General features: G+C 71.9%; 12 protein-coding genes and 2 rRNA genes (1 of these 14 only partly in view). 9 read left to right on the plus strand and 5 right to left on the minus strand.

The features are described 5' to 3' along the window. Position 1 precedes the first annotated feature (1 nt). On the minus strand, positions 2-2,461 hold the full coding sequence (locus tag WMF34_RS37630) for an MMPL family transporter (RefSeq protein ID WP_437990818.1): 2,460 nt from the start codon (positions 2,459-2,461) through the stop codon (positions 2-4). A gap of 152 nt (positions 2,462-2,613) precedes the next feature. On the opposite strand from WMF34_RS37630, the gene WMF34_RS37635 reads away from it, so the two are divergent. Beyond that, positions 2,614-3,225, plus strand: coding sequence for a peptide deformylase (locus WMF34_RS37635; RefSeq protein WP_012240022.1), 612 nt, complete (start codon positions 2,614-2,616; stop codon positions 3,223-3,225). Positions 3,226-3,276: 51 nt separating this feature from the next. On the opposite strand, the gene WMF34_RS37640 is transcribed toward WMF34_RS37635, so the two are convergent. Both WMF34_RS37640 and WMF34_RS37645 read right to left on the minus strand, forming a co-directional pair. Further along, complete coding sequence (locus tag WMF34_RS37640; protein WP_437990819.1) at positions 3,277-4,749, minus strand: UDP-N-acetylmuramoyl-tripeptide--D-alanyl-D-alanine ligase; 1,473 nt, start codon at positions 4,747-4,749, stop codon at positions 3,277-3,279. A gap of 83 nt (positions 4,750-4,832) precedes the next feature. Continuing rightward, entirely contained in the window at positions 4,833-6,122 is a 1,290-nt protein-coding gene (locus tag WMF34_RS37645) for a hypothetical protein (RefSeq protein WP_437990820.1), read from the minus strand. Positions 6,123-6,551: 429 nt separating this feature from the next. Here WMF34_RS37645 and leuS point away from each other — a divergent pair, with 429 nt between their 5' ends. The 8 genes from leuS (at position 6,552) to WMF34_RS37685 (ending at position 17,269) form a co-directional block, all read left to right on the plus strand. Beyond that, complete coding sequence (leuS, locus tag WMF34_RS37650; RefSeq protein WP_012240025.1) at positions 6,552-9,116, plus strand: leucine--tRNA ligase; 2,565 nt, start codon at positions 6,552-6,554, stop codon at positions 9,114-9,116. Positions 9,117-9,498: 382 nt separating this feature from the next. Then, the gene (locus tag WMF34_RS37655; protein WP_437990821.1) at positions 9,499-10,593 is read left to right on the plus strand and encodes a trypsin-like serine protease; all 1,095 of its coding nucleotides are present in this window, start codon (positions 9,499-9,501) and stop codon (positions 10,591-10,593) included. Positions 10,594-10,654: 61 nt separating this feature from the next. Further along, the gene (locus WMF34_RS37660) at positions 10,655-11,269 is read left to right on the plus strand and encodes a penicillin-binding protein activator LpoB (RefSeq protein WP_012240027.1); all 615 of its coding nucleotides are present in this window, start codon (positions 10,655-10,657) and stop codon (positions 11,267-11,269) included. After that, positions 11,269-12,645, plus strand: coding sequence for a hypothetical protein (locus WMF34_RS37665; protein WP_012240028.1), 1,377 nt, complete (start codon positions 11,269-11,271; stop codon positions 12,643-12,645). The genes WMF34_RS37660 and WMF34_RS37665 overlap by 1 nt, the downstream gene beginning before the upstream one ends. A gap of 59 nt (positions 12,646-12,704) precedes the next feature. Beyond that, positions 12,705-13,232 carry a peptidylprolyl isomerase gene (locus tag WMF34_RS37670; protein ID WP_012240029.1) on the plus strand — a complete coding sequence of 176 codons (528 nt, stop codon included), beginning with the start codon at positions 12,705-12,707 and terminating at the stop codon, positions 13,230-13,232. 71 nt (positions 13,233-13,303) lie between these two features. Then, positions 13,304-15,967, plus strand: a complete 2,664-nt coding sequence (locus WMF34_RS37675; protein ID WP_044966754.1) for an MGH1-like glycoside hydrolase domain-containing protein — start codon at positions 13,304-13,306, stop codon at positions 15,965-15,967. 63 nt (positions 15,968-16,030) lie between these two features. Continuing rightward, on the plus strand, positions 16,031-16,858 hold the full coding sequence (locus WMF34_RS37680) for a hypothetical protein (RefSeq protein ID WP_012240031.1): 828 nt from the start codon (positions 16,031-16,033) through the stop codon (positions 16,856-16,858). 249 nt (positions 16,859-17,107) lie between these two features. After that, on the plus strand, positions 17,108-17,269 hold the full coding sequence (locus WMF34_RS37685) for a hypothetical protein (protein ID WP_157907191.1): 162 nt from the start codon (positions 17,108-17,110) through the stop codon (positions 17,267-17,269). 254 nt (positions 17,270-17,523) lie between these two features. Here WMF34_RS37685 and rrf read toward each other — a convergent pair. Together rrf and WMF34_RS37695 are read right to left on the minus strand one after the other, a co-directional pair. Next, positions 17,524-17,640: ribosomal RNA gene (gene rrf, locus WMF34_RS37690) — 5S ribosomal RNA — on the minus strand. A 140-nt stretch (positions 17,641-17,780) separates the two neighbouring features. Further along, a 23S ribosomal RNA gene (locus WMF34_RS37695) occupies positions 17,781-18,921 on the minus strand; it runs 1,866 nt beyond the window's last position.

Here is an 18,921-nt window from a genome sequence, read left to right on the forward strand (position 1 = left end):
GTTATGCGCGTCCGTGGGCCCGGGGCCAGAGCCGCAGCCCCGCGGGCACCACGAGGAGCGCGACGACGAGGCCGACCGCGCTGCCGAGCGCGCCGACCCGGCCCAGGTCGCGGAGGCCGTCGAAGCCGCAGAACGCGAGCGCGGAGAAGCCCGCGGCCGTGGTCAGCGCCGTGGCGGCGATCGCCGGCCCCTCGCGGCGCAGCGTCTCGCGGATCACGGCGTCGCCGCCGCCCGCCGCCTCGATGTCGCGGGCGCGGTGGAGCAGGAACATGCCCTCGTCCACCGTGATCCCGAGCAGCACGGGGATGACGAGCGCGTCGTACGCGTGCAGGGGGATGCCGAGCACCCGGATCAGCAGGAGGACGAGGGAGATCTCCGAGGCGACGACGAGCGCGGCCAGCGCGATGTCGCGCGCGCTGCGGAGGGAAGCGGAGAGCGCCAGCAGCACGAGCGCGCCCGCGACGAGCCCGATCCTCGGCATGTCGTGCGCGAGCGTCTCGCGCAGCGACGCCTCGAGCCGGCTGTAGCCGGTGAGCATGGCGCCCGGATCCTCCTCGCGGATCGCGCGCTCGATCCGCGCGACCGAGCCGGTCTCGCGGGGCCGCACGTACAGGGCGACGAGCGCCTCGCCCCCGTCCGCCCCGAGGTAGCGCGAGAGCAGGATGGACGCGGGGCCGCGCTCGAGATCGGAGAGCGCCACCTCCTGCCGGGGCGGCGCGCGCATCCCGTCGAGCACCGCCGAGAAGCGCTCGGGCGCGAAGCCCGTGTCGCGGAGCGCGCGCGCGAGCTCGTCGGCCTTGGCGGGCAGGTCGAGCGCGTCGCGCGCGGCGAAGCGCTCGGCCTGCGTCGGGGCGGCGGGGGCGAGCGCAGTGAGCGCGTCGACGGCCTCCACGTCGGCCTTCATCGAGGCGAGGCGCTCCGCGATCCGGTCGCCGCGCGCGCGGGCGCGCTCCTGGTCGCCGTCCGCGAGGAGGACCACCCATTGCCCTCGCCGCCCGCCGAACGCCTCGAAGATCTCCTGCTGTACCTTGAGGGGCTCGAGCTCGGCCGGCCTGATCGCGACGATGGCCTCCGCGAGCGGCGGCGAGGCGCCGAGGGCGACCGCCGCGATGGGGAGCGCCGCGAGCCCCGTGAGCGCGAGCGCGCGGCCCCGGGTGCGGGTCAGCCGGTAGAGGCCGTCGGGCCAGCGCGCCGGTGCCTCGGTCGGCGGGGTCCCCCGCTCGAGCCACGCGCCCACGGCCGGCGTCACGAGCACGATGGCGATCGCCGTCAGGACCTCGCCCGCGGCGCACAGGAGCCCGAGCTGCCGGAGCGCGTTGATGTCCGACAGCGCGAGGGCCCCGAACGCCGCCCCCGCGGTGACGGCCGCGATGAGCACCGCGCGGGAGGTCCGCGCCCTCGCCGCGCGCGCGGCCGCCTCCGGATCGAGGCCCTCGCGCCGCGCCTCGAGCAGCGCGGCGTAGACGTGGACGCCGGTGTCGACGCCGACGCCGACGACCACCGACATGAAGGCGACGGCGATCGCGCTGAGCCCGCCCGGGAGCGCCGTGGCGAGCCCCGCGGTCCAGAGGGTCCCGAGCACGAGCGGCGGCATCACCGCGGCGAGGGCGCGCAGGCGGCGGAAGAGCAGCGCGAAGACGACAGAGGCGAGCAGCATCGAGAGCGTCCCCGAGATCGCGAGATCGCGCGTGAGCATCGCCTCGGTCGCCGCGGCGATGGCGTGCCCGCCGGTGAGCCCGAGCGTGAGCCCCGGGTGCGCCGCGCGGATCGGGCCGAGGACGGCGTTCGCGTCCGCGACGAACGCCCGCGCGTCGGCGCCGCGGAGCGCCTGCCCCGCCGGCTGCACCAGGACGAGGTGCACCTTGCCGTCGTCCGTGGCGAAGGCGCCGTCCGCCTGCGTGCGCACCCCGGATCCGATGTCCGCGGACTCGAAGACGAGCTGCGAGAGGCGCAGCGGGTCGGCCGCGATCGTCTCGGCCGCGGCGCCGCCGCCCGGCGCGAGCAGCATGGCGCGCGTCTCGGCGAGGCGCTCCCGCATCCCCTCGGGCGAGAGCGCCGCGGCGAGCCGCTCTCGCACCCGCGCGTCCGCGTGCCGGAACGCGACCCACGGATCGAGCGAGCGCGAGACGTCGATCCGATCGGCGGCGCGCTGCACGGTCGGGCGCGCCGCGAGGGCCCGCGCGATCTCCGCGGCCACGGCCGCGTTCTCGTCGGGGTCGTCGCCCTTGACCATCACGACGCCGAGATCGCCGCCCCCGAACCCGCGCACGTACCGGCGCAGCGCCGCGGCGTCTCCGCGCTCCGGCAGGAGCGAGGCGACGTTCGGCTCGAGCTGTAGCCGCAGCGTCACGGCGGCGAAGGCGGCGAGCGTCAGCGCCGCGAGGGCGGCGACGACGACGAGGCGGAGCGGCCGGCGGGGGGCGTCCGCGCGAGCCGACGGAGGCGGAAGAGGTGCTGCCATGGAAAGTGCCCAGCGCCGCTCCTCTACCCTCACGCCCGCCTCGCCGCGAGGACATCCACCCTCACGCCCGCCTCGCCGCGAGGCCCTACACGGTCCGTGCTCCCGAGCTCACGACGCTTGCGCTCGCGAGGGCGCCGATTCATCCCGGCAGCATGGAGCTCCCCCCGATCGTCCTCGCAGGCAGAGCCGTCCTGCGGAAGCCCGCCGCGCCCGTCCCGCCCGAGGAGATCGGGACGAAGCGGCTCAAGCACCTCGTCTCGACGATGGTCTCCGTCATGCGCAAGGCGCCCGGCGTGGGGCTCGCGGCGCCGCAGATCGGCGTCGACCAGCAGGTGATCGTGCTCGAAGACAGCGAGGAGCTCATGTCCCGCCTCACCCCGGGCCAGCGCGCCGAGCGCGGACGCGTGCCCTTCCGGCTCAGGGTGATCATCAACCCGACGCTGAGGGTCCTCGCGCCGTCGCTCCCGGACGCGGCAGGCGCGGGGCGGGCGACGTTCTTCGAGGGCTGCCTGAGCGTCCCGGGTTACATGGCGCTGGTCGAGCGAGATCTGTCGGTCGAGGTGAGCGGCGTGGACGAGGACGGCAAGGAGGTCCGGTGGGAAGCGACGGGCTGGCCGGCGCGGATCCTCCAGCACGAGGTCGATCACCTCCGCGGCACGCTGTACGTCGATCGCATGGTCACGCGCTCCTTCTGCAGCAACGAGGAGGCGAAGCTCTTGCTCAGCCTGTCCGTCGCCGAGGCGCGGGCCGCGCTCGGCGCGTGACCACGGCCCGGCGCGCCGGGAGGCGAGCGCGCTCGGCTGGCGGACGCGCGCTCACGGTGAGGGCGACGAGCCGGCGCCGCGCCCGGCGCTGGCGACGAGGGCTTCCACGATCCGCTCCATCCTGATCCCGCGCGAGCCCTTCACGAGCACCAGATCGCCGCGCTCGACGATCTCCTGCGCGCGGGCCGCCGCGGCGTCCGCGTCTCCGGCGAACCACGCCCGCACGCCGGCCGCCTCGGCGGCGCGCGCGATCCGCGCCGCCTCGCCGCCGACGGCGACGAGCGCGGCGGGGCGCGCGGCGCCGACCTGCTCGCCGAGCGCGTCGTGCTCCGCCGCCGCGAGCGCGCCGAGCTCGCGCATCTCGCCGAGCAGCAGGACCAGCCGCTTCCCGAGCGCCTCGGCGACCTCGACGGCCGTCCTGAGGGACGATCGCATCGACAGCGGGTTGGCGTTGTAGCTGTCGTCGATGACCACGGTGCCGTCCGGCAGCTCGCGGACGGACAGGCGCCCGTCCCCCGGCGGCGCGAGCCCTGCGGCGGCGCGTGCCGCTCGCTCGGTCGAGAGCGGCTCACCGACCGCCTCTTCCACGACGGCGACGGCCGCGGCCGCCGCCAGCGCCCCCGCCTCGCCGAGCAGCGGGACGACGAGCTCCAGCGCCTCGCCTCCGCGCTCGATCCGCACCGAGGTGCCGCGCACCCCGACCGGCCGCCTCCCCGCGATCCGGATCCGCGCGCGCTCCCCGAAGCCGTAGGTGATCCGCCGCGCGGCGCCGGCGCGCTCGAGCTGCTCGACCACCTTCACGTCGTCGCCGTTGCCGAGAGCCACGCCCTCGGCCGGCAAGGCGGCGAGCAGATCACCTTCCTCGGCGGCGACGTCTTCCAGCGTGCCGAGCCCCTCGGTGTGCTCGACGCCGATGGACGTCAGCACGGCGAGGTCCGGCCCCGCGATCCGCGCGAGGGCCGCGACCTCGCCGCGCTGGTTCGTGCCGATCTCGACGACCGCGAAGCGATGGCGGTCCTCGAGCCCGAGCAGCGTCATCGGCAGCCCGACGGCGTTGTTCAGGTTGCCCGCCGTCGCGTGCACCTCGCCGCGGCCCACCGCCGCGAGCAGCGCCGCGATGGTCCGCGTCGTCGTCGTCTTGCCCGCCGAGCCGCCGATCGCGACGATCGCCCGCGGCCCGCCGGGGTGGGCGCCCGCCCGCCATCGCTCGCGGTGCGCTCTGGCCAGCGCCCCGAGCGCCGTGAGGCCGTCGTTCACGAGCACCGCGCCTCCTCCGGGCGGCAGGGCCACCTCCCGCGAGACGATGAACGCGGCCGCCCCGCGCTGCGCGGCGGCGTCGAGGAACCTGTGGCCATCGAAGCTCTCGCCGGCGAGCGCGACGAACGCCGCTCCTGGCGCGATCGTCCGGCTGTCGGTCGAGACGCCCCGCGCGTCCGGCCCGCTCCTCAGCACGCGCCCGCCGGTCGCGCGCGCCAGCTCGTCGAGGGAGAAGGGGGCAAGGTTGTGCGGGATCGGCGTCGCCATCGCGGGCGATCACCAGCACGGAACCGGGCGCGGGGCCAACGAATCGCCTGCGAGACGCCCCGTCCGTGCGGCGTCGCGCCGCCTCAGCGCCGGGTCTTTTCCTTCTCGACCTCGTCGTAGATGTCGTCGCTCTTCGGCCGTGGGCGTGCGGCTGGGCGGGGCGCTGCGGGCGCGCTGGGGGCCGCCGTCACGCTCACGGTGGGCTCTGGCGACGCCTCGGCGGCCGTGGGCGGCGGCTCCTTGTAGTCGATCGCGATCGGTCCTCCGCCGCCCATGCTCTGCCACAGCGTGATCCCGATGAGCGCCAGCAAGGCCACCGCCAGGATCACGCTGAGCACGATGATGAGCGTCCTGCCGCCCTCCCGCCGCCGCGGCGCGACGGCGGCGGGTGGCTTCTGCGGTTCCGGGCGCTCCTGGACGAAGGTCGACGGGAGCGCCGGCATCTCGAGGCGCGCCGACGTGGTGGCCCACGGGCTCTCGGCCGCTCCGTCCCACCCGCCGGCCGCCTGGGGCGCGCCGTGCGCCGCCGCGCCGGGAGCTGCGCTCATCGCCGGCGCGGGCGCGGCGGCCGGCGGCGGCCCGGCCTGAGCCGGCATCCCCGCATGCAGCGAGGGCATCGGCGTGCGCGCGGCCTCTGATACCGCGGGCGCGGCCGCGCCGAAGCCAGGGCTCCCGAACCCGGGCGGCGCCGCCGGCGCAGGCGGCTGGCCGGCGTGAGGCGATGGCATCGGCGCGCGCGCGGCCTCTGGCGCAGCGGGCGCGGCCGCACCGGGGCCGGGGCTCGCGAACCCGGGCTGCGCCGCCGGCGCAGGCGGCTGCGTCGCGCTCGCGCCCATCCGGTCCGTGATCGGCGCCGGCTGGAAGGCCGCCTGGCTCGGAGGCACCGGATCCGACTGCGGCGGCGCCGAGATGAACGGGAGCGCGCTCGGAGAAAAGACGCCGCTGGCCGAGAGCACGTCCTGCTGCGAGACGATCCCGGGCGGAAGGGTCCCTCCGCGCGCCGAGACGCTCGCCGTGGGCGGCTGGGTGTACCCGGCGGGAGCTGGCCCCGAGAACGCCGGCGCCGGCATGGCGCCCGAGAACGCGGGCGCCGATGCCACCGGCCCCGAGAACGCGGGCGCCGACGGCATCGGCCCCGAGAACGCGGGCGCCGACGGCATCGGCCCTGAGAACGCGGGCGGGCTCTGCTGCTGAAGATGAGGGCTCAGCGCGTACTGTGCGGAGAGCGGGCGCAGCGCGCCGGGCGCCATCAGCGGCGGCACGGGCAGCGGCCGGAAAGGGATCCCCGAGCCGTGCGCCGGCGGGAGCGGCCGGCCTGGCTGCGCCGCCCTCTCACTCTCGGGGGCTCCCCATGGAACGTGTTTGTCGGTCATCCGCGCGCCTCGGAGGGACCGCCCACGCGACCCCTCCGCCTCACACTGAAGCGGAACAGCGCCCTCAATCTACCTCCAAGTCTCGGCGTGCGGCCATCCTTCTGACGCGTCGCCCCGCCCCGCGAGGCGCTGCCGCTCGTCGGCGCTGGCGCCGCGCAGCGCCGCGCCGTGACGACACCGCCCGTCGCGGACGCAGGATAGCGACGCCAGGGGTGCGCTCCTCGGGCCGGGTCGGCGTGATTGAAGAGCGAGTCAGCCCTCTCGGGCGCGGGCGTCTCCGACGGCAGAGCTCGGACCGAGGCGCTGTGTCCACGCTTGTCGGGAACTCTCGACATGGCCGCGGCGCGCCGTGGACGGGCGGTGGCGCTCTCGCCGGGGCGCGGGCCTCTGCCGCCGCGGGGCGGCTGTCGACCGCGGCAGCACAGTGCTATGGCACGTCGCGATATGGCCGCCGAGACGATGGACCCCCGCGCCTCCACCGAACCTTCTCCCAACGAGCCGCGTGAGCCCGCGCGCTACGATCATGCCGCCGTCGAGCCGCGCTGGCAGCGCGCGTGGGAGGAAGGCGAGACCTTCCGCGCCGTCCGCAGCGCGGACCCCGCCCGCGGGAAGCGCTACGTGCTCGACATGTTCCCCTATCCGTCGGGGTCGGGGCTGCACGTCGGCCACCCCGAGGGGTACACGGCGACCGACATCATGTCCCGCTACTTCCGCATGCGCGGGATCGACGTGCTTCACGTCATGGGCTGGGACGCCTTCGGGCTGCCGGCGGAGCAGCACGCCCTCGAGACCGGCACGCACCCGGCCGACACGACGGCGCGGAACATCGCGACCTTCAAGCGCCAGCTCAAGATGCTGGGCTTCAGCTACGACTGGTCGCGGGAGCTCTCCACGACCGATCCGCGCTACGTGCGCTGGACGCAGTGGATCTTCCTCCAGCTCTTCAAGAAGGGGCTCGCGTACCAGGACGAGGTGAGCGTCAACTGGTGCCCGGCGCTCGGGACCGTCCTCGCGAACGAGGAGGTGATCGACGGCAAGAGCGAGCGCGGCTCGCACCCGGTCTACCGGACGCCGCTCAGGCAATGGATGCTCCGCATCACCGCCTACGCCGACCGCCTGGCGGAGGATCTGCGCCTCCTCGACTGGCCTGAAGGGACGGTGGCGATGCAGCGCTCCTGGATCGGCCGCTCGGAGGGGGCGCTCATCACGTTCGAGGTCAAGGGATGGGGCAAGGGCGCGCTGAGCGTGTTCACGACCCGCCCCGACACGCTGATGGGCGTCACCTACGTCGTGCTCGCGCCCGAGCACCCGCTCACGACATGGCTCACGAGCGCGGAGAGCGGCGCGTCCGAGCCGCGCCGCGAGGCGGTGCGCGCCTACGTCGCGGCCGCGGCGGGCAAGAGCGATCGCGAGCGGCTCGCCGCGGCGGCGAGGGAGAAGACCGGCGTCGACACCGGCCTCGTCGCCGTCCACCCCATCACGGGCGTGGAGGTGCCGATCTGGGTCGCCGACTACGTGCTCGGCGGCTACGGCACCGGCGCCGTGATGGCGGTGCCAGGGCACGACGAGCGCGACTTCTCCTTTGCCCGCACCTACGGGCTGCCCATCGTCGAGGTCGTGAGCCCCGACGGCTCCCTGCACGACCAGCTCGAGGCCGCCTACGTCGACCCGGGCGTCGCGGTCCGGAGCGGCGAGTTCGACGGGCTCGCGACGGAGGAGTGCAAGCGCGCGGTCATCGCGCGCCTCGAGGCGCTCGGGCGAGGCAAGCGCGAGGTGAACTACAAGCTGCGCGACTGGGTCTTCTCCCGCCAGCGCTACTGGGGCGAGCCGATCCCGATCTACTTCCCCGTCGAGCTCGCCGATCCGCAGGGCGATCCCAGGAAGGGCGCCGCGCACACGATCCGCTACGATCAGCCGATCGCGGTCGACGAGGCCAGCCTCCCGATCGAGCTGCCGCCGCTCGCCGACTTCCGCCCTGGCGACGACCCTGCGGGCCCGCTGGCGCGCGCCGTCGACTGGCGCTTCTTCCAGCGGGACGGCAAGTGGTACGCGCGCGAGACGAACACGATGCCGCAGTGGGCGGGCTCGTGCTGGTACTACCTCCGCTTCCTCGATCCGCAGAACGACGCGGAGCCGTTCTCGGAGGCCGCGTACGACGCGTGGATGCCCGTCGACCTCTACGTCGGCGGCGCGGAGCACGGCGTGCTGCACCTCCTCTACGCGCGCTTCTGGCACAAGGTGCTCTACGACCTCGGCCATGTGAAGCACCCCGAGCCCTTCGCGAAGCTCGTCCATCAGGGGATGATCCTGGGCGAGGACAACGAGAAGATGTCGAAGTCGCGGGGCAACGTGATCAACCCCGACGACATCGTGCGGGCCCACGGCGCCGACGTGCTGCGGATGTACGAGATGTTCATGGGCCCGCTCGAGGCGGTGAAGCCCTGGCAATCGGGGCAGATCCAGGGTGTGGTCCGGTTCCGGGACCGCGTGTTCGCGACGTGCACGCGGCCGCTCTCGGACGCGATGGACGACGCGACGAGCCGGCAGCTCCACAGGACGATCAAGAAGGTGACCGGCGACATCGAGGGGATGGCGTTCAACACCGCCATCTCCGCGATGATGGTCTTCGTGAATCACCTGAGCTCGCTGCCTTCGCCGCCGCGCGAGGCGGTCCTGCGGCTGATCCTCCTCGTCTCCCCCTTCGCGCCGCACCTCGCGGAGGAGCTGTGGCGGCTCACCGGCCACGAGCGTTCGCTCAGCTACGAGCCGTGGCCCACCTACGACGAGGCCTTCTGCGTCGACGACGTCCTTGAGATCCCGGTGCAGGTGAACGGCAAGGTCCGCGGTCGCGTGATGCTGGCGAAGGCGGCATCGGAGGAGGAGGCGCGAGCCGCCGCGCTCGGCCTGGAGACCGTGGCCGCCCTCGCCGCGGGCAAGCAGCTGAAGAAGTTCATCTACGTCGCGGGGAAGATCGTGAACATCGTGGTCGGCTGACGCTCCGGCGCCGCCCGGAGAGCTCCGGCGCCGCCCGGAGAGCTCCGGCGCCGCCGGGAGAAAACGAGCGCTCGCAGCGCGGCGACGTCGCGAACGGACGCGTGGGATCGCAGCGCGAGGGAGGCGCTCCCGGCGCGCGAGGCCCCGCGCCCACGCCTGCTCGCCGGAGCCTCGGGCTCCAGCGCCTTGCGCTCGGTGGACGACAGGGTCGGGCGCTCGGGTGTACATGAGCCCGGCCGGCGCGCTGACCGCATCCCACACCACAGCGCAGCGGGGTGGCTCCGCCGGCGCGTGAGCTTCCCCGGAAGCAATGCTCTCCTCCCTCGGGGAGCGCGGCGGTGCACAGCCCAGGCTGGCAGGTGCCGTGCAAAGGCGGCTGGCCGTGTGCCGGAACAGCACCGCATGGTGTACCCGAGCTGGCTGCCTCCTCGCCGTCGCGCTGGCCGGCTGCGCTGGAGACGCGGACGAAGCGGACCTGCACGAGGAGGACGCGGCCGAGGCCGCGCTGGAGATCAAGGGAGGGTATCTAGACGCTGGAGACCGCGCGGTCGCCGGGCTCCTCATCACCGATCGCAGAGGGCGCGTCGCGCGGACCTGCTCGAGCACCGTGATCGCGCCCAACCTCGTGCTCACCGCGCAGCACTGCATCGCGGAAGCTCCCAAGCTCATCGCCTGCAAGACGGCGACGTTCGGTGAGCCGGTCGACGCCTCGCAGGTCTACGCCACGCTCGGCGGGGCCCTGTGGGCCGCGGACACGCCGTGGATCGGCGCGCGCGCGCTGCTCAGCCCGCCCGACGGCAACGCCGTCTGCGGGCGCGACGTCGCGCTCGTCGTGCTGTCCTCCCCGCTCGGCGGCAGCGAGGTCACGCCGCTCGCGCCCCGCCTCGATCGGCCGCCCGAGGAGAGCGAGGTCTACTCCGCGGTGGGCTTCGGCGACACGGAGGGCAGATCGCGCGGCGGCGGCGTCCGCAGGCGCCGCGATGGGCTCCACGTCGAGTGCGTCGGGTACGGGTGCGGAACGCAGGAGCGCGTCACAGGGGGCGAGTGGCGCGGAGAGAACGGCATCTGCAGCGGCGACTCGGGCGGACCGGCGCTCGACGTCGCGGGGCAGATCATCGGCGTGACGTCGCGCGGGCCGGCCGGCTGCGCCGACCCCATCTATGGTGGGCTCATCGCCCATCGCGACTGGCTCGTCACCGAGGCGATGCGCGCCGCCGACGTCGGCGGCTACGACCCGCCCTGGTGGGCCACGGCGTCGGACCCCGCGGAGCGCTTGCCTTCGCGCCGGCCGCTCGACGAGCGCTGGCTCTCGTGCGCGCACGGCCCCTTCGTCGGCGACGACAGCGGGGCCGCGGCGGCGCTCGCGATGCTCGCGCTGCTCGCGCTGAAGCGAGCCAGGACGTCCGCGCTGCCGACATGCCGCGCTCACCGCGCACGCCGCGCGCGCGCCGCGTCGCAGAGCACGATTTCCGCCTGATCGAAGCGCCAGCGCACACCTCGCCTGCTAGGATGCCGGCGTCCTGCCCTGCGGAGTGTCCATGCCCATTTCGCCCAGCATCCGTCCGGCCGCGCTGCTCGCGGCGCTCGCGCTCGCCTCGCTCCCCATCGGCTGCGGCCCCACCTACGTGCGCGGCAATCAGGTCGAGGGGCTCGACGACGCGGCGATGAGCACGGGAATCGACAGGCGCGACATCGAGCAGCTCCTCCACGAGAACCTGACGTCGCTGATGGCCTCTCCGGTCGCCAAGGCGTGGGCGCACGACGGCTCGCGGCCCACGCTCGCCATCTATCCGCTGTCGAACCAGACGAGCGAGCACATCGACAGCCAGCTTCAGGCGCTCCTGTCCGATATCGAGACGTACCTGGCCCAGGCGAGCCTCGTCACCGTGGTGAGCGTCGAGCGCCAGCAGCAGATGGTCGCGGAGGTCGAGAAGCAGCGCGGCGGCGGGTTCGATCCGAACCACATCGCCGAGTACAACCGCCAGCTCGGCGCGAAGTACTACCTCACCGGCAAGGTCTTCACCGCCGATGAGCGCACCGAGGACGAGCGCCGCGTCCAGTACTTCATGTTCATGCAGCTCATCGAGGTCGCAACGAGCGCGGTGGCCTGGCAGAACAGGGCGGCCTTCACCAAGGCGCTCATCCAGGAGTGATGCGCCGGCGGCACGCGAGCCTCGCGGGGCGCAAGCGTGCGGCCCTGGCTCCTCTCGCGCTGCTCCTCGGCCTCTGGCAGGCCGCCTGCGGCGGACATGAAGATCGCGTGCGCACCGCGCTCCAGGCGCTCGATCGCGGCGCTCCCGCCGAGGCGGTGGCCGCGCTGAACGAGCAGCTCGAGGTCGAGACCGCGGCCGAGCTCCCGGCGCTCCGGGGCGACAACGCGCTCCTCCTGCTCGACCGCGGCAACGTCCTCCTCAGCATGGACAGCTACCGGCTGTCCGCGCGCGATCTCGGGGCCGCGGACAAGTCGATCGACCTGCTCGACATGTCCCGCGGGGCCGCCCACGATCTCGGCAAATACCTCTTCTCGGACGACGTGGGCCCGTACAAGGCGCCTGCCTACGAGAAGCTGCTCATCAACACCATCAACATGATGAACTACCTGGCCCAGCGCGACCTCAGCGGGGCCAGGGTCGAGGCTCGACGCCTCGCGATCATGCAGAGATACCTGCGCGATCACGAGGGCGAGACGGCGCTCCTCGGCCTCGGCAGCTACCTTGCGGGCCTCGCCTTCGAGAAGAGCGGCCAGGCTGACGAGGCGCTCCTCCACTACGACGACGCCCTCCGCCACGGGCCGTATCCGTCGCTCCGCCGCCCGCTCCGCGCGCTCACGCGCGGCGAGCCCAGGTCGCCCCGCATCGCCGCGTTGATCGAAGGGGAGGCCCCGCCGCCGCCCCTCGACGAGACCGGCGAGGCCGAGCTCATCGTCGTCGTCGGGTTCGGGCGCGTCCCGCAGAAGGTGCCGCAGCGCCTGCCGATCGGCCTCGCGCTCACGCTCGTGGCCAACGACATCAGCCCGACGGATCGCGCGCGGGCGAGCGAGCTCGCGGCGAAGGGGCTCGTGACCTGGGTCAACTACCCGACGCTCGCCCGGGGCAAGGGCGGCTATTCGATTCCCACGCTGAAGCTCGACGGGCGCTCCCAGCCGATGGAGCAGGCGCTCGACGTCGAGGCGCAGGTGCGCGCGGCCTGGAAGAAGAGCGAGGGCACCGTCATCCTGTCGGCCATCACGAGGACCGTCGCCCGCATCGCGGCCGGCGAGGCCGCGCAGGGCGCCACCGAGGCCGCCGCGGAGGACTCCGGGCCGCTGGGCCTGCTCGTCGGCCTGCTGACGAGCGCGACGCTGACCGCGCTCGACACGCCGGACACGCGCGGGTGGTCGACGCTCCCCGCGCGCATCGCGATCGCGCGGACCCGCGTCCGCGCGGGCACGCACGACGTGGTCGTCGGCGTCCGCGGCGAGTCGAGGCGCGCCCGGGTGAGCGTGGCCGCTGGCGGGTGGGCCTTCGTCCCGGTGATGGTCCTCCGCTGAGCGGCGCGCGCGGACGGGAGGGTTGCGGGCGCACTCCTCCCGCGGCAGTCTCCGCGCCGATGCGTAGCCCTCATCTCCGCGCCGTGCTGGTCCACGCGCTCTCGGCGTGCTCGCCCCTCGCGCTCCTCTGCGCGACCGCCTGCGGGACGCTCGCCACCTCGCCGTCGTGGGTCGGCGGCGGCCTCGCGGTCTCCGCGCCGATCCGGGCGGCCGAGGAGGACGCCGCGATCGAGCGGGAGCGCGCGGTGATCGCGAGTCAGCCCAAGCAGATCGGCGCGCGGCATCTCCTCGTCATGCACGAGGGCTCGAAGAGCAAGCCCGAGGGCCTCCGCCGCACGCGCGCCGAGGCCCGCGCGCGAGCGCAGGAAGCGCTCCTCAAGATCCGCGGCGGGGCGAGCTTCGAGGAGGCGGTCGCGGAGTACAGCGACGAGCCGGGCGCCGCCGAGCGCGGCGGGGATCTCGGCGTGTTCGAGCGCGGCATGATGGTGAAGGGCTTCTCCGACGCCGCGTTCGCCTTGAAGATCGGCGAGGTGAGCGAGATCATCGAGACGCCGTTCGGCTTCCACATCATCCAGCGCACCGAGTAGCGCCCGCCCCAGGTCGTCGCGCGCCGGCCGCGGGCTCGACGCCTCCGTCGGAGTCGCCTAGCGTGGCGCGCATGACGAGGAACGTCCGCGCTGCGCCGACCGCCGAGCACCGCCGCCTCGAGGAAGAGCGCGAGCGCCTCCTGCGCTGGAAGCACTGGGGCCCCTACCTCTCCGAGCGGGCCTGGGGGACGGTGCGCGAGGACTACAGCGCGAACGGGGACGCGTGGGCGCACTTCCCTCACGACCATGCCCGGAGCCGCGCCTATCGCTGGAACGAGGACGGGCTCGGCGGCATCTGCGACCGACACCAGATCTTGTGTCTCGCCGTCGCCGTCTGGAACGAGCGGGATCCGATCCTGAAGGAGCGGGCCTTCGGCCTGACCGGGCCGGAAGGCAACCACGGCGAGGACGTCAAGGAGATCTACTACTACGAAGACGCGACGCCGACCTCCAGCTACCTGCGCTATCTCTACCGGTACCCGCAGCGGCCGTTCCCTTACGAGGCGCTCGTCGCCGCCGCGCGCGACCGCGGCCTCTCCGAGGGCGAGGCCGATCTCCCCGATCTCGGCGCCTTCGACGGGGATCGTTACTTCGACGTCGTCGTCGAGTACGCGAAGCGGAGCCCGAGCGACATCCTGATGGTCATCACCGTGGTGAACCGCGGCCCGGAGGCCGCGCCGATCCACGTGCTCCCGCACCTCTGGTTCCGCAACACATGGTCCTGGACCGAGCCTCCGGGTCCGGTCCCGGAGATCCGGGCCATGGAGACCGACGCCGGTCATGTGATGCTGCGCGCGGCGCACCCCGAGCACGGCGCGCATCACCTGTACATCGAGGGCAGCCCGGAGCTGCTCTTCACCAACAACGAGACGAACCGCGAGCGGCTCTATGGCGTCCCTTCGCGGACACCGTACGTCAAGGACGCGTTCAATCACCGGGTCGTCCATGGCGACGAGGCGCGGGTGAACGCCGAGCGCCGCGGCACGAAGGCCGCGAGCTGGCATCGCTTCGAGGTGCCGGCCGGCGGGAGCCGGCGGATCCTGCTCCGGCTCGCGCCCGAGCCGGTGGAGTGCCCCTTCGACGGCGCGGACGAGCTCCTGGAGGCGCGGCGCAGGGAAGCGGACGAGTACTATCTCGCCGTCCAGGGCCCTGCCCTGTCCGACGATCGCCGCGCCATCCAGCGTCAGGCGGCGGCGGGCCTGTTCTGGACGATGCAGTTCTACCACTACGACGTCGACACCTGGCTCCGCGGCGACGCGCACGCCCCGCCGCCCGAGCGGCTGAGCGGCCGAAACGCCCACTGGCGGCACGTCTCCGTCGCCGATGTCGTCTCCATGCCCGACGCGTGGGAGTACCCCTGGTTCGCGGCGTGGGATCTCGCCTTCCACGCGGTCGCGCTGGCCTCGCTCGACATCGATCTCGCGAAGGCCCAGCTGAAGATGATGGTCAAGGAGTGGTACCAGCACCCGAACGGGCAGCTGCCTGCCTACGAGTGGGAGTTCTCGGATCTGAACCCCCCGGTGCACGCCTGGGCGACCTACCAGATCTACAAGATCGAGCGGAAGCAGCGGGGCGAGGGCGATCGGGTGTTCCTGGAGCGCGTGTTCCACAAGCTCCTCATCAACTTCGCCTGGTGGGTCAACAAGCGCGACGCCGAGGGGCACAACGTCTTCGAGGGCGGGTTCCTCGGCCTCGACAACATCTCGCTCTTCGATCGCAGCGAGCGGCTCGCGCCCGGGATGCGCCTGGAGCAGGCGGACGCCACGGCGTGGATGGCGATGTACTGCCTCGACCTCATGCGCATCGCGCTGGAGCTCGCGCTCGACAACTCCGCGTACGAGGATCTCGCCAGCAAGTTCTTCGAGCACTTCTTGCGGATCGCGCACGCGCTCCACCACACGGCGGACGGCCGGCTGCCGCTCTGGTCCGAGGAGGACGGCTTCTACTTCGACATCCTCATCGCCGGAGGGAAGCCGCGGCACGTGAAGATCCGATCGGCCGTCGGCCTCATCCCGCTCTGCGCGGTGCACGTGATCACCCCGGAGATCTACGGCAAGCTCGCGAATTTCCGGCGCCGGACCGAGTGGTTCCTCCGCAGGAACCCCGCGCTGGCCGAGTCGATCACCGTACGTCCAGACGGCCGCCAGGTGCTCTCCGCGGTGCCGCCGGGGCGCCTCGAGCGGGTGCTCGCGCACCTGTTCGACGAGGACAAGTTCCTCTCGCCGTTCGGCCCGCGCTCGCTCTCCAAGGAGCACGCGGCCGCGCCCGTCTCGCTCGGGCTCGAGCCCTGCGACGCGCAGTACACGGTCGGCTACGAGCCGGGCGAGTCGATCACGCGCATGAAGGGCGGCAACTCCAACTGGCGCGGCCCGATCTGGTTCCCGCTCGGCTACCTGCTCTACCGCTCGCTCCTCCGGCTCGACCACGGCTTCGGCGACGTGCTCACGATCCCGTCGCTCGGCGGCCACGGCCCTCGCACGCTCCGCGACGGAGCGCACGAGATCGCGCGCCGGCTGATCGCGATCTTCGAGCGCGACCGCGAGGGCCGCCGCCCTGTCTACGGCGAGCACCCCCTCTTCCAGCGTGATCCTGGGTTCCGAGATCGCCTGTTTTTCTTCGAGTACTTCCACGGCGACACCGGCGCTGGGCTCGGCGCCTCGCACCAGACCGGCTGGACTGCCCTCGTGGGCGACCTGATCCTCCGCACGGAACGGCACGACCACCCGCGTTCGTAGCGCACCCCACATAGCGTTCGGGTCATCACCGGTTCGTACCGGATCCGTGCTAGGAGGGCGCCTGTGTCGCTGGCGTTCGGCGTTTCGCTCCTCGCGTTGGCCGTCATGCTGGGCGGCATTGCGGCGGTGTTCCGTCACCGGAGCGAGGGCGCGATGTCTGCGTTGCGGACGTTCGCCCTCGTCGGTGCGGCGTCGATCGCGCTGCTTCACCTGCTCCCGGAGGCGATCGGCGAGATCGGCTGGCTCGCGCTGTTCGCGGCGGCGTCTGGCTTCGTGGCGCCGGCGGTGCTGGAGCGCCTCGTGCTCGGGGACGCTGGGGCTCACCGGACGCCGACGACGGCGCTCGCGATGGGGTACGCCGCGGTGCTCGCGCATCAGTTCGGCGAGGGCGCGGCGGTGGCGTCGCTCTCACGGGTTGGACAGCTCTCGCTCCCTGTCGTGCTCGTGATCGCTGCGCACACGGTGCCGCTCGCCATGGTGGTGGCCATTCAGGTCCTCGAGGTGAAAGCCGATACCGGCGGCAAGCGCGCCATGAGCGCTGCGCTCGCGGGCATCGCGCTCGCCACGGTGGTTGGCGCCTTCGCGACGCGGCTTGTCGACCTGGAGCACCTCGAGGTGATCGAGCCCTGGCTGCTCTCCGCGGTCGCGGGCCTCCTCTTGCACGCGCTCTCGCACGAGGCGGTCGCAAGCGGCCCAGCGACCTCTCTGAGCCGCGCCGGCGAAGCCATGGGCGGACTGCTCGGCATTTTCCTCGCGACGATCGGGATCGACGAGGAGGAATGGGTGCAAAAGATCCCGTTCGCTCTCCAGATCGCCGCCCTGTCCGTCCTTGCCGGGCTCATCCTCCTGCGCAGCTACGGCCCGAGGCGAGTTACCGAGCGCCCGCACTGAGCGTCGCCGCCCTGACGGCCCCTCCCGTCCCGACGCCGTAACGGCACGCACGCCCCCGGCCCCGTCCCGAGCGCTGCCTCGACGGCGCCGGTCTGACGGCGGCCAGCACGAGCTCGCTGCAAAGGCGAAGCCTTCAGCGGAGCCGTCGTGCCGAACCGAAGGCCCTCGGCGCATAGACGTTAACCGAGCTCGTTCGGTCACGCTCAGAGCACGGCGCCCGCCCCCTCCACCCCACCATCGGTCACCAACGTGAACGTGAACGTTTACGTGAACGTGGACGTTTACGTGGACGTGGACGTTTACGTGAACGTCGACGTTTACGTGAACGTCGACGTTTACGTGAACGTCGACGTGGACGTGGACGTTTACGCGGTCGTGGTCGTGGTCGTGGTCGTCAACGATAAGCCGTGAACGACCACGACCACGACCACGTCCACGTAAACGTTCCGGATGTAGGAGGACGCGGCGTGAAGCCTTTTTAACGCCTACGATGCCCCCTGGAGGCTGCTCCCCGGGGGCCGACCGGCCCGGAACGCGCTCCACGCAGCCGCCGACGTCCCCAAGCCGACCTGAAGGCCTAGCCGCAACGCGCGCCAGGACCTCGAAGCACGATGGACAAAAAAAAACCTGCGCACGGCTCTCACCGTGCGCAGGTTCGAAGAAAATCCCGGCGGCGTCCTACTCTCCCACCAGGTTGCCCTGGCAGTACCATCGGCTCCAAGAAGCTTAACTTCCGAGTTCGGTATGGGATCGGGTGTGACCTTCTCGATATCACCACCGGAAACTTGTGGGTGCGTCCAATCGGAACCCGGCGGAGCCCGCTCCTCGCGGTGCTCTGTTCCATGTTTACGCCAGGCCAGCTGTGTCACGCTGCTCGTCACCCGAACTCCGGGCGCGACGCTTCGATGTTTGCCTTAGAAGTATGGTCAAGCCGCACGACCTATTAGTACCGGTTAGCTCCGCCGATTGCTCGGCTTCCACACCCGGCCTATCAACCTCGTGGTCTACGAGGGGTCTTTAGGGGCCTTGCGGCCCGGGACACCTAGTCTTGAGGCCGGCTTCCCGCTTAGATGCTTTCAGCGGTTATCCGTTCCGTACATGGCTACCCGGCTATGCCCTTGGCAGGACAACCGGAGCACCAGAGGTACGTCCACCCAGGTCCTCTCGTACTATGGGCAGCTCCTCTCAAGTGTCCTACGCCCACGGCAGATAGGGACCAAACTGTCTCACGACGTTTTAAACCCAGCTCGCGTACCGCTTTAATCGGCGAACAGCCGAACCCTTGGGACCTGCTCCAGCCCCAGGATGCGATGGGCCGACATCGAGGTGCCAAACCGCGCCGCCGATATGAACTCTCAGGCGCGATCAGCCTGTTATCCCCAGAGTACCTTTTATCCGATGAGCGATGGCCCTTCCATACAGAACCACCGGATCACTAACGCCTGCTTTCGCACCTGTTCGACCTGTCGGTCTCACAGTTAAGCTCCCTTGTGCGTTTGCACTCTACGCCTGGTTTCCAATCAGGCTGAGGGAACCTTCGCACGCCTCCGTTACTTTTTAGGAGGCGACCGCCCCAGTCAAACTGCCCACCAGGCAGTGTCCCCGACCCAGTTCATGGGCCCAGGTTAGATTTCCAGAATACCCAGGGTGGTATTTCAACGTTGGCTCTGCCGAACCCAGAAGCCCGGCTTCATAGCCTCCCACCTATCCTACGCAGAATATCCCGAAAATCACTGCCAAGTTGCAGTAAAGGTTCATGGGGTCTTTCCGTCTTGCCGCGGGTAGAGGGTATCTTCACCCCCGATACAATTTCGCTGAGTCCCTGGTCGAGACAGCGGGGATGTTGTTATGCCATTCGTGCAGGTCGGAACTTACCCGACAAGGAATTTCGCTACCTTAGGACCGTTATAGTTACGGCCGCCGTTTACTGGGGCTTCGGTTCAGAGCTTCGCTTGCGCTGACTCGTCCCCTTAACCTTCCAGCACCGGGCAGGCATCAGACCCTATACGTCGTCTTACGACTTCGCAGAGTCCTGTGTTTTTAGTAAACAGTCACAACCCCCA

It is taken from the genome of Sorangium sp. So ce145 (assembly GCF_051525985.1).
GTDB classification, from domain to species: domain Bacteria; phylum Myxococcota_A; class Polyangia; order Polyangiales; family Polyangiaceae; genus Sorangium; species Sorangium cellulosum_B.

Bases quoted from the DNA above. Each gene is read 5' to 3' on its own strand.
- WMF34_RS37630 (WP_437990818.1), bottom strand. From the start codon at position 2,461: ATGGCAGCACCTCTTCCGCCTCCGTCGGCTCGCGCGGACGCCCCCCGC.
- WMF34_RS37635 (WP_012240022.1), top strand. From the start codon at position 2,614: ATGGAGCTCCCCCCGATCGTCCTCGCAGGCAGAGCCGTCCTGCGGAAG.
- WMF34_RS37640 (WP_437990819.1), bottom strand. From the start codon at position 4,749: ATGGCGACGCCGATCCCGCACAACCTTGCCCCCTTCTCCCTCGACGAG.
- WMF34_RS37645 (WP_437990820.1), bottom strand. From the start codon at position 6,122: ATGACCGACAAACACGTTCCATGGGGAGCCCCCGAGAGTGAGAGGGCG.
- leuS (WP_012240025.1), top strand. From the start codon at position 6,552: ATGGCACGTCGCGATATGGCCGCCGAGACGATGGACCCCCGCGCCTCC.
- WMF34_RS37660 (WP_012240027.1), top strand. From the start codon at position 10,655: ATGCCCATTTCGCCCAGCATCCGTCCGGCCGCGCTGCTCGCGGCGCTC.
- WMF34_RS37665 (WP_012240028.1), top strand. From the start codon at position 11,269: ATGCGCCGGCGGCACGCGAGCCTCGCGGGGCGCAAGCGTGCGGCCCTG.
- WMF34_RS37670 (WP_012240029.1), top strand. From the start codon at position 12,705: ATGCGTAGCCCTCATCTCCGCGCCGTGCTGGTCCACGCGCTCTCGGCG.
- WMF34_RS37675 (WP_044966754.1), top strand. From the start codon at position 13,304: ATGACGAGGAACGTCCGCGCTGCGCCGACCGCCGAGCACCGCCGCCTC.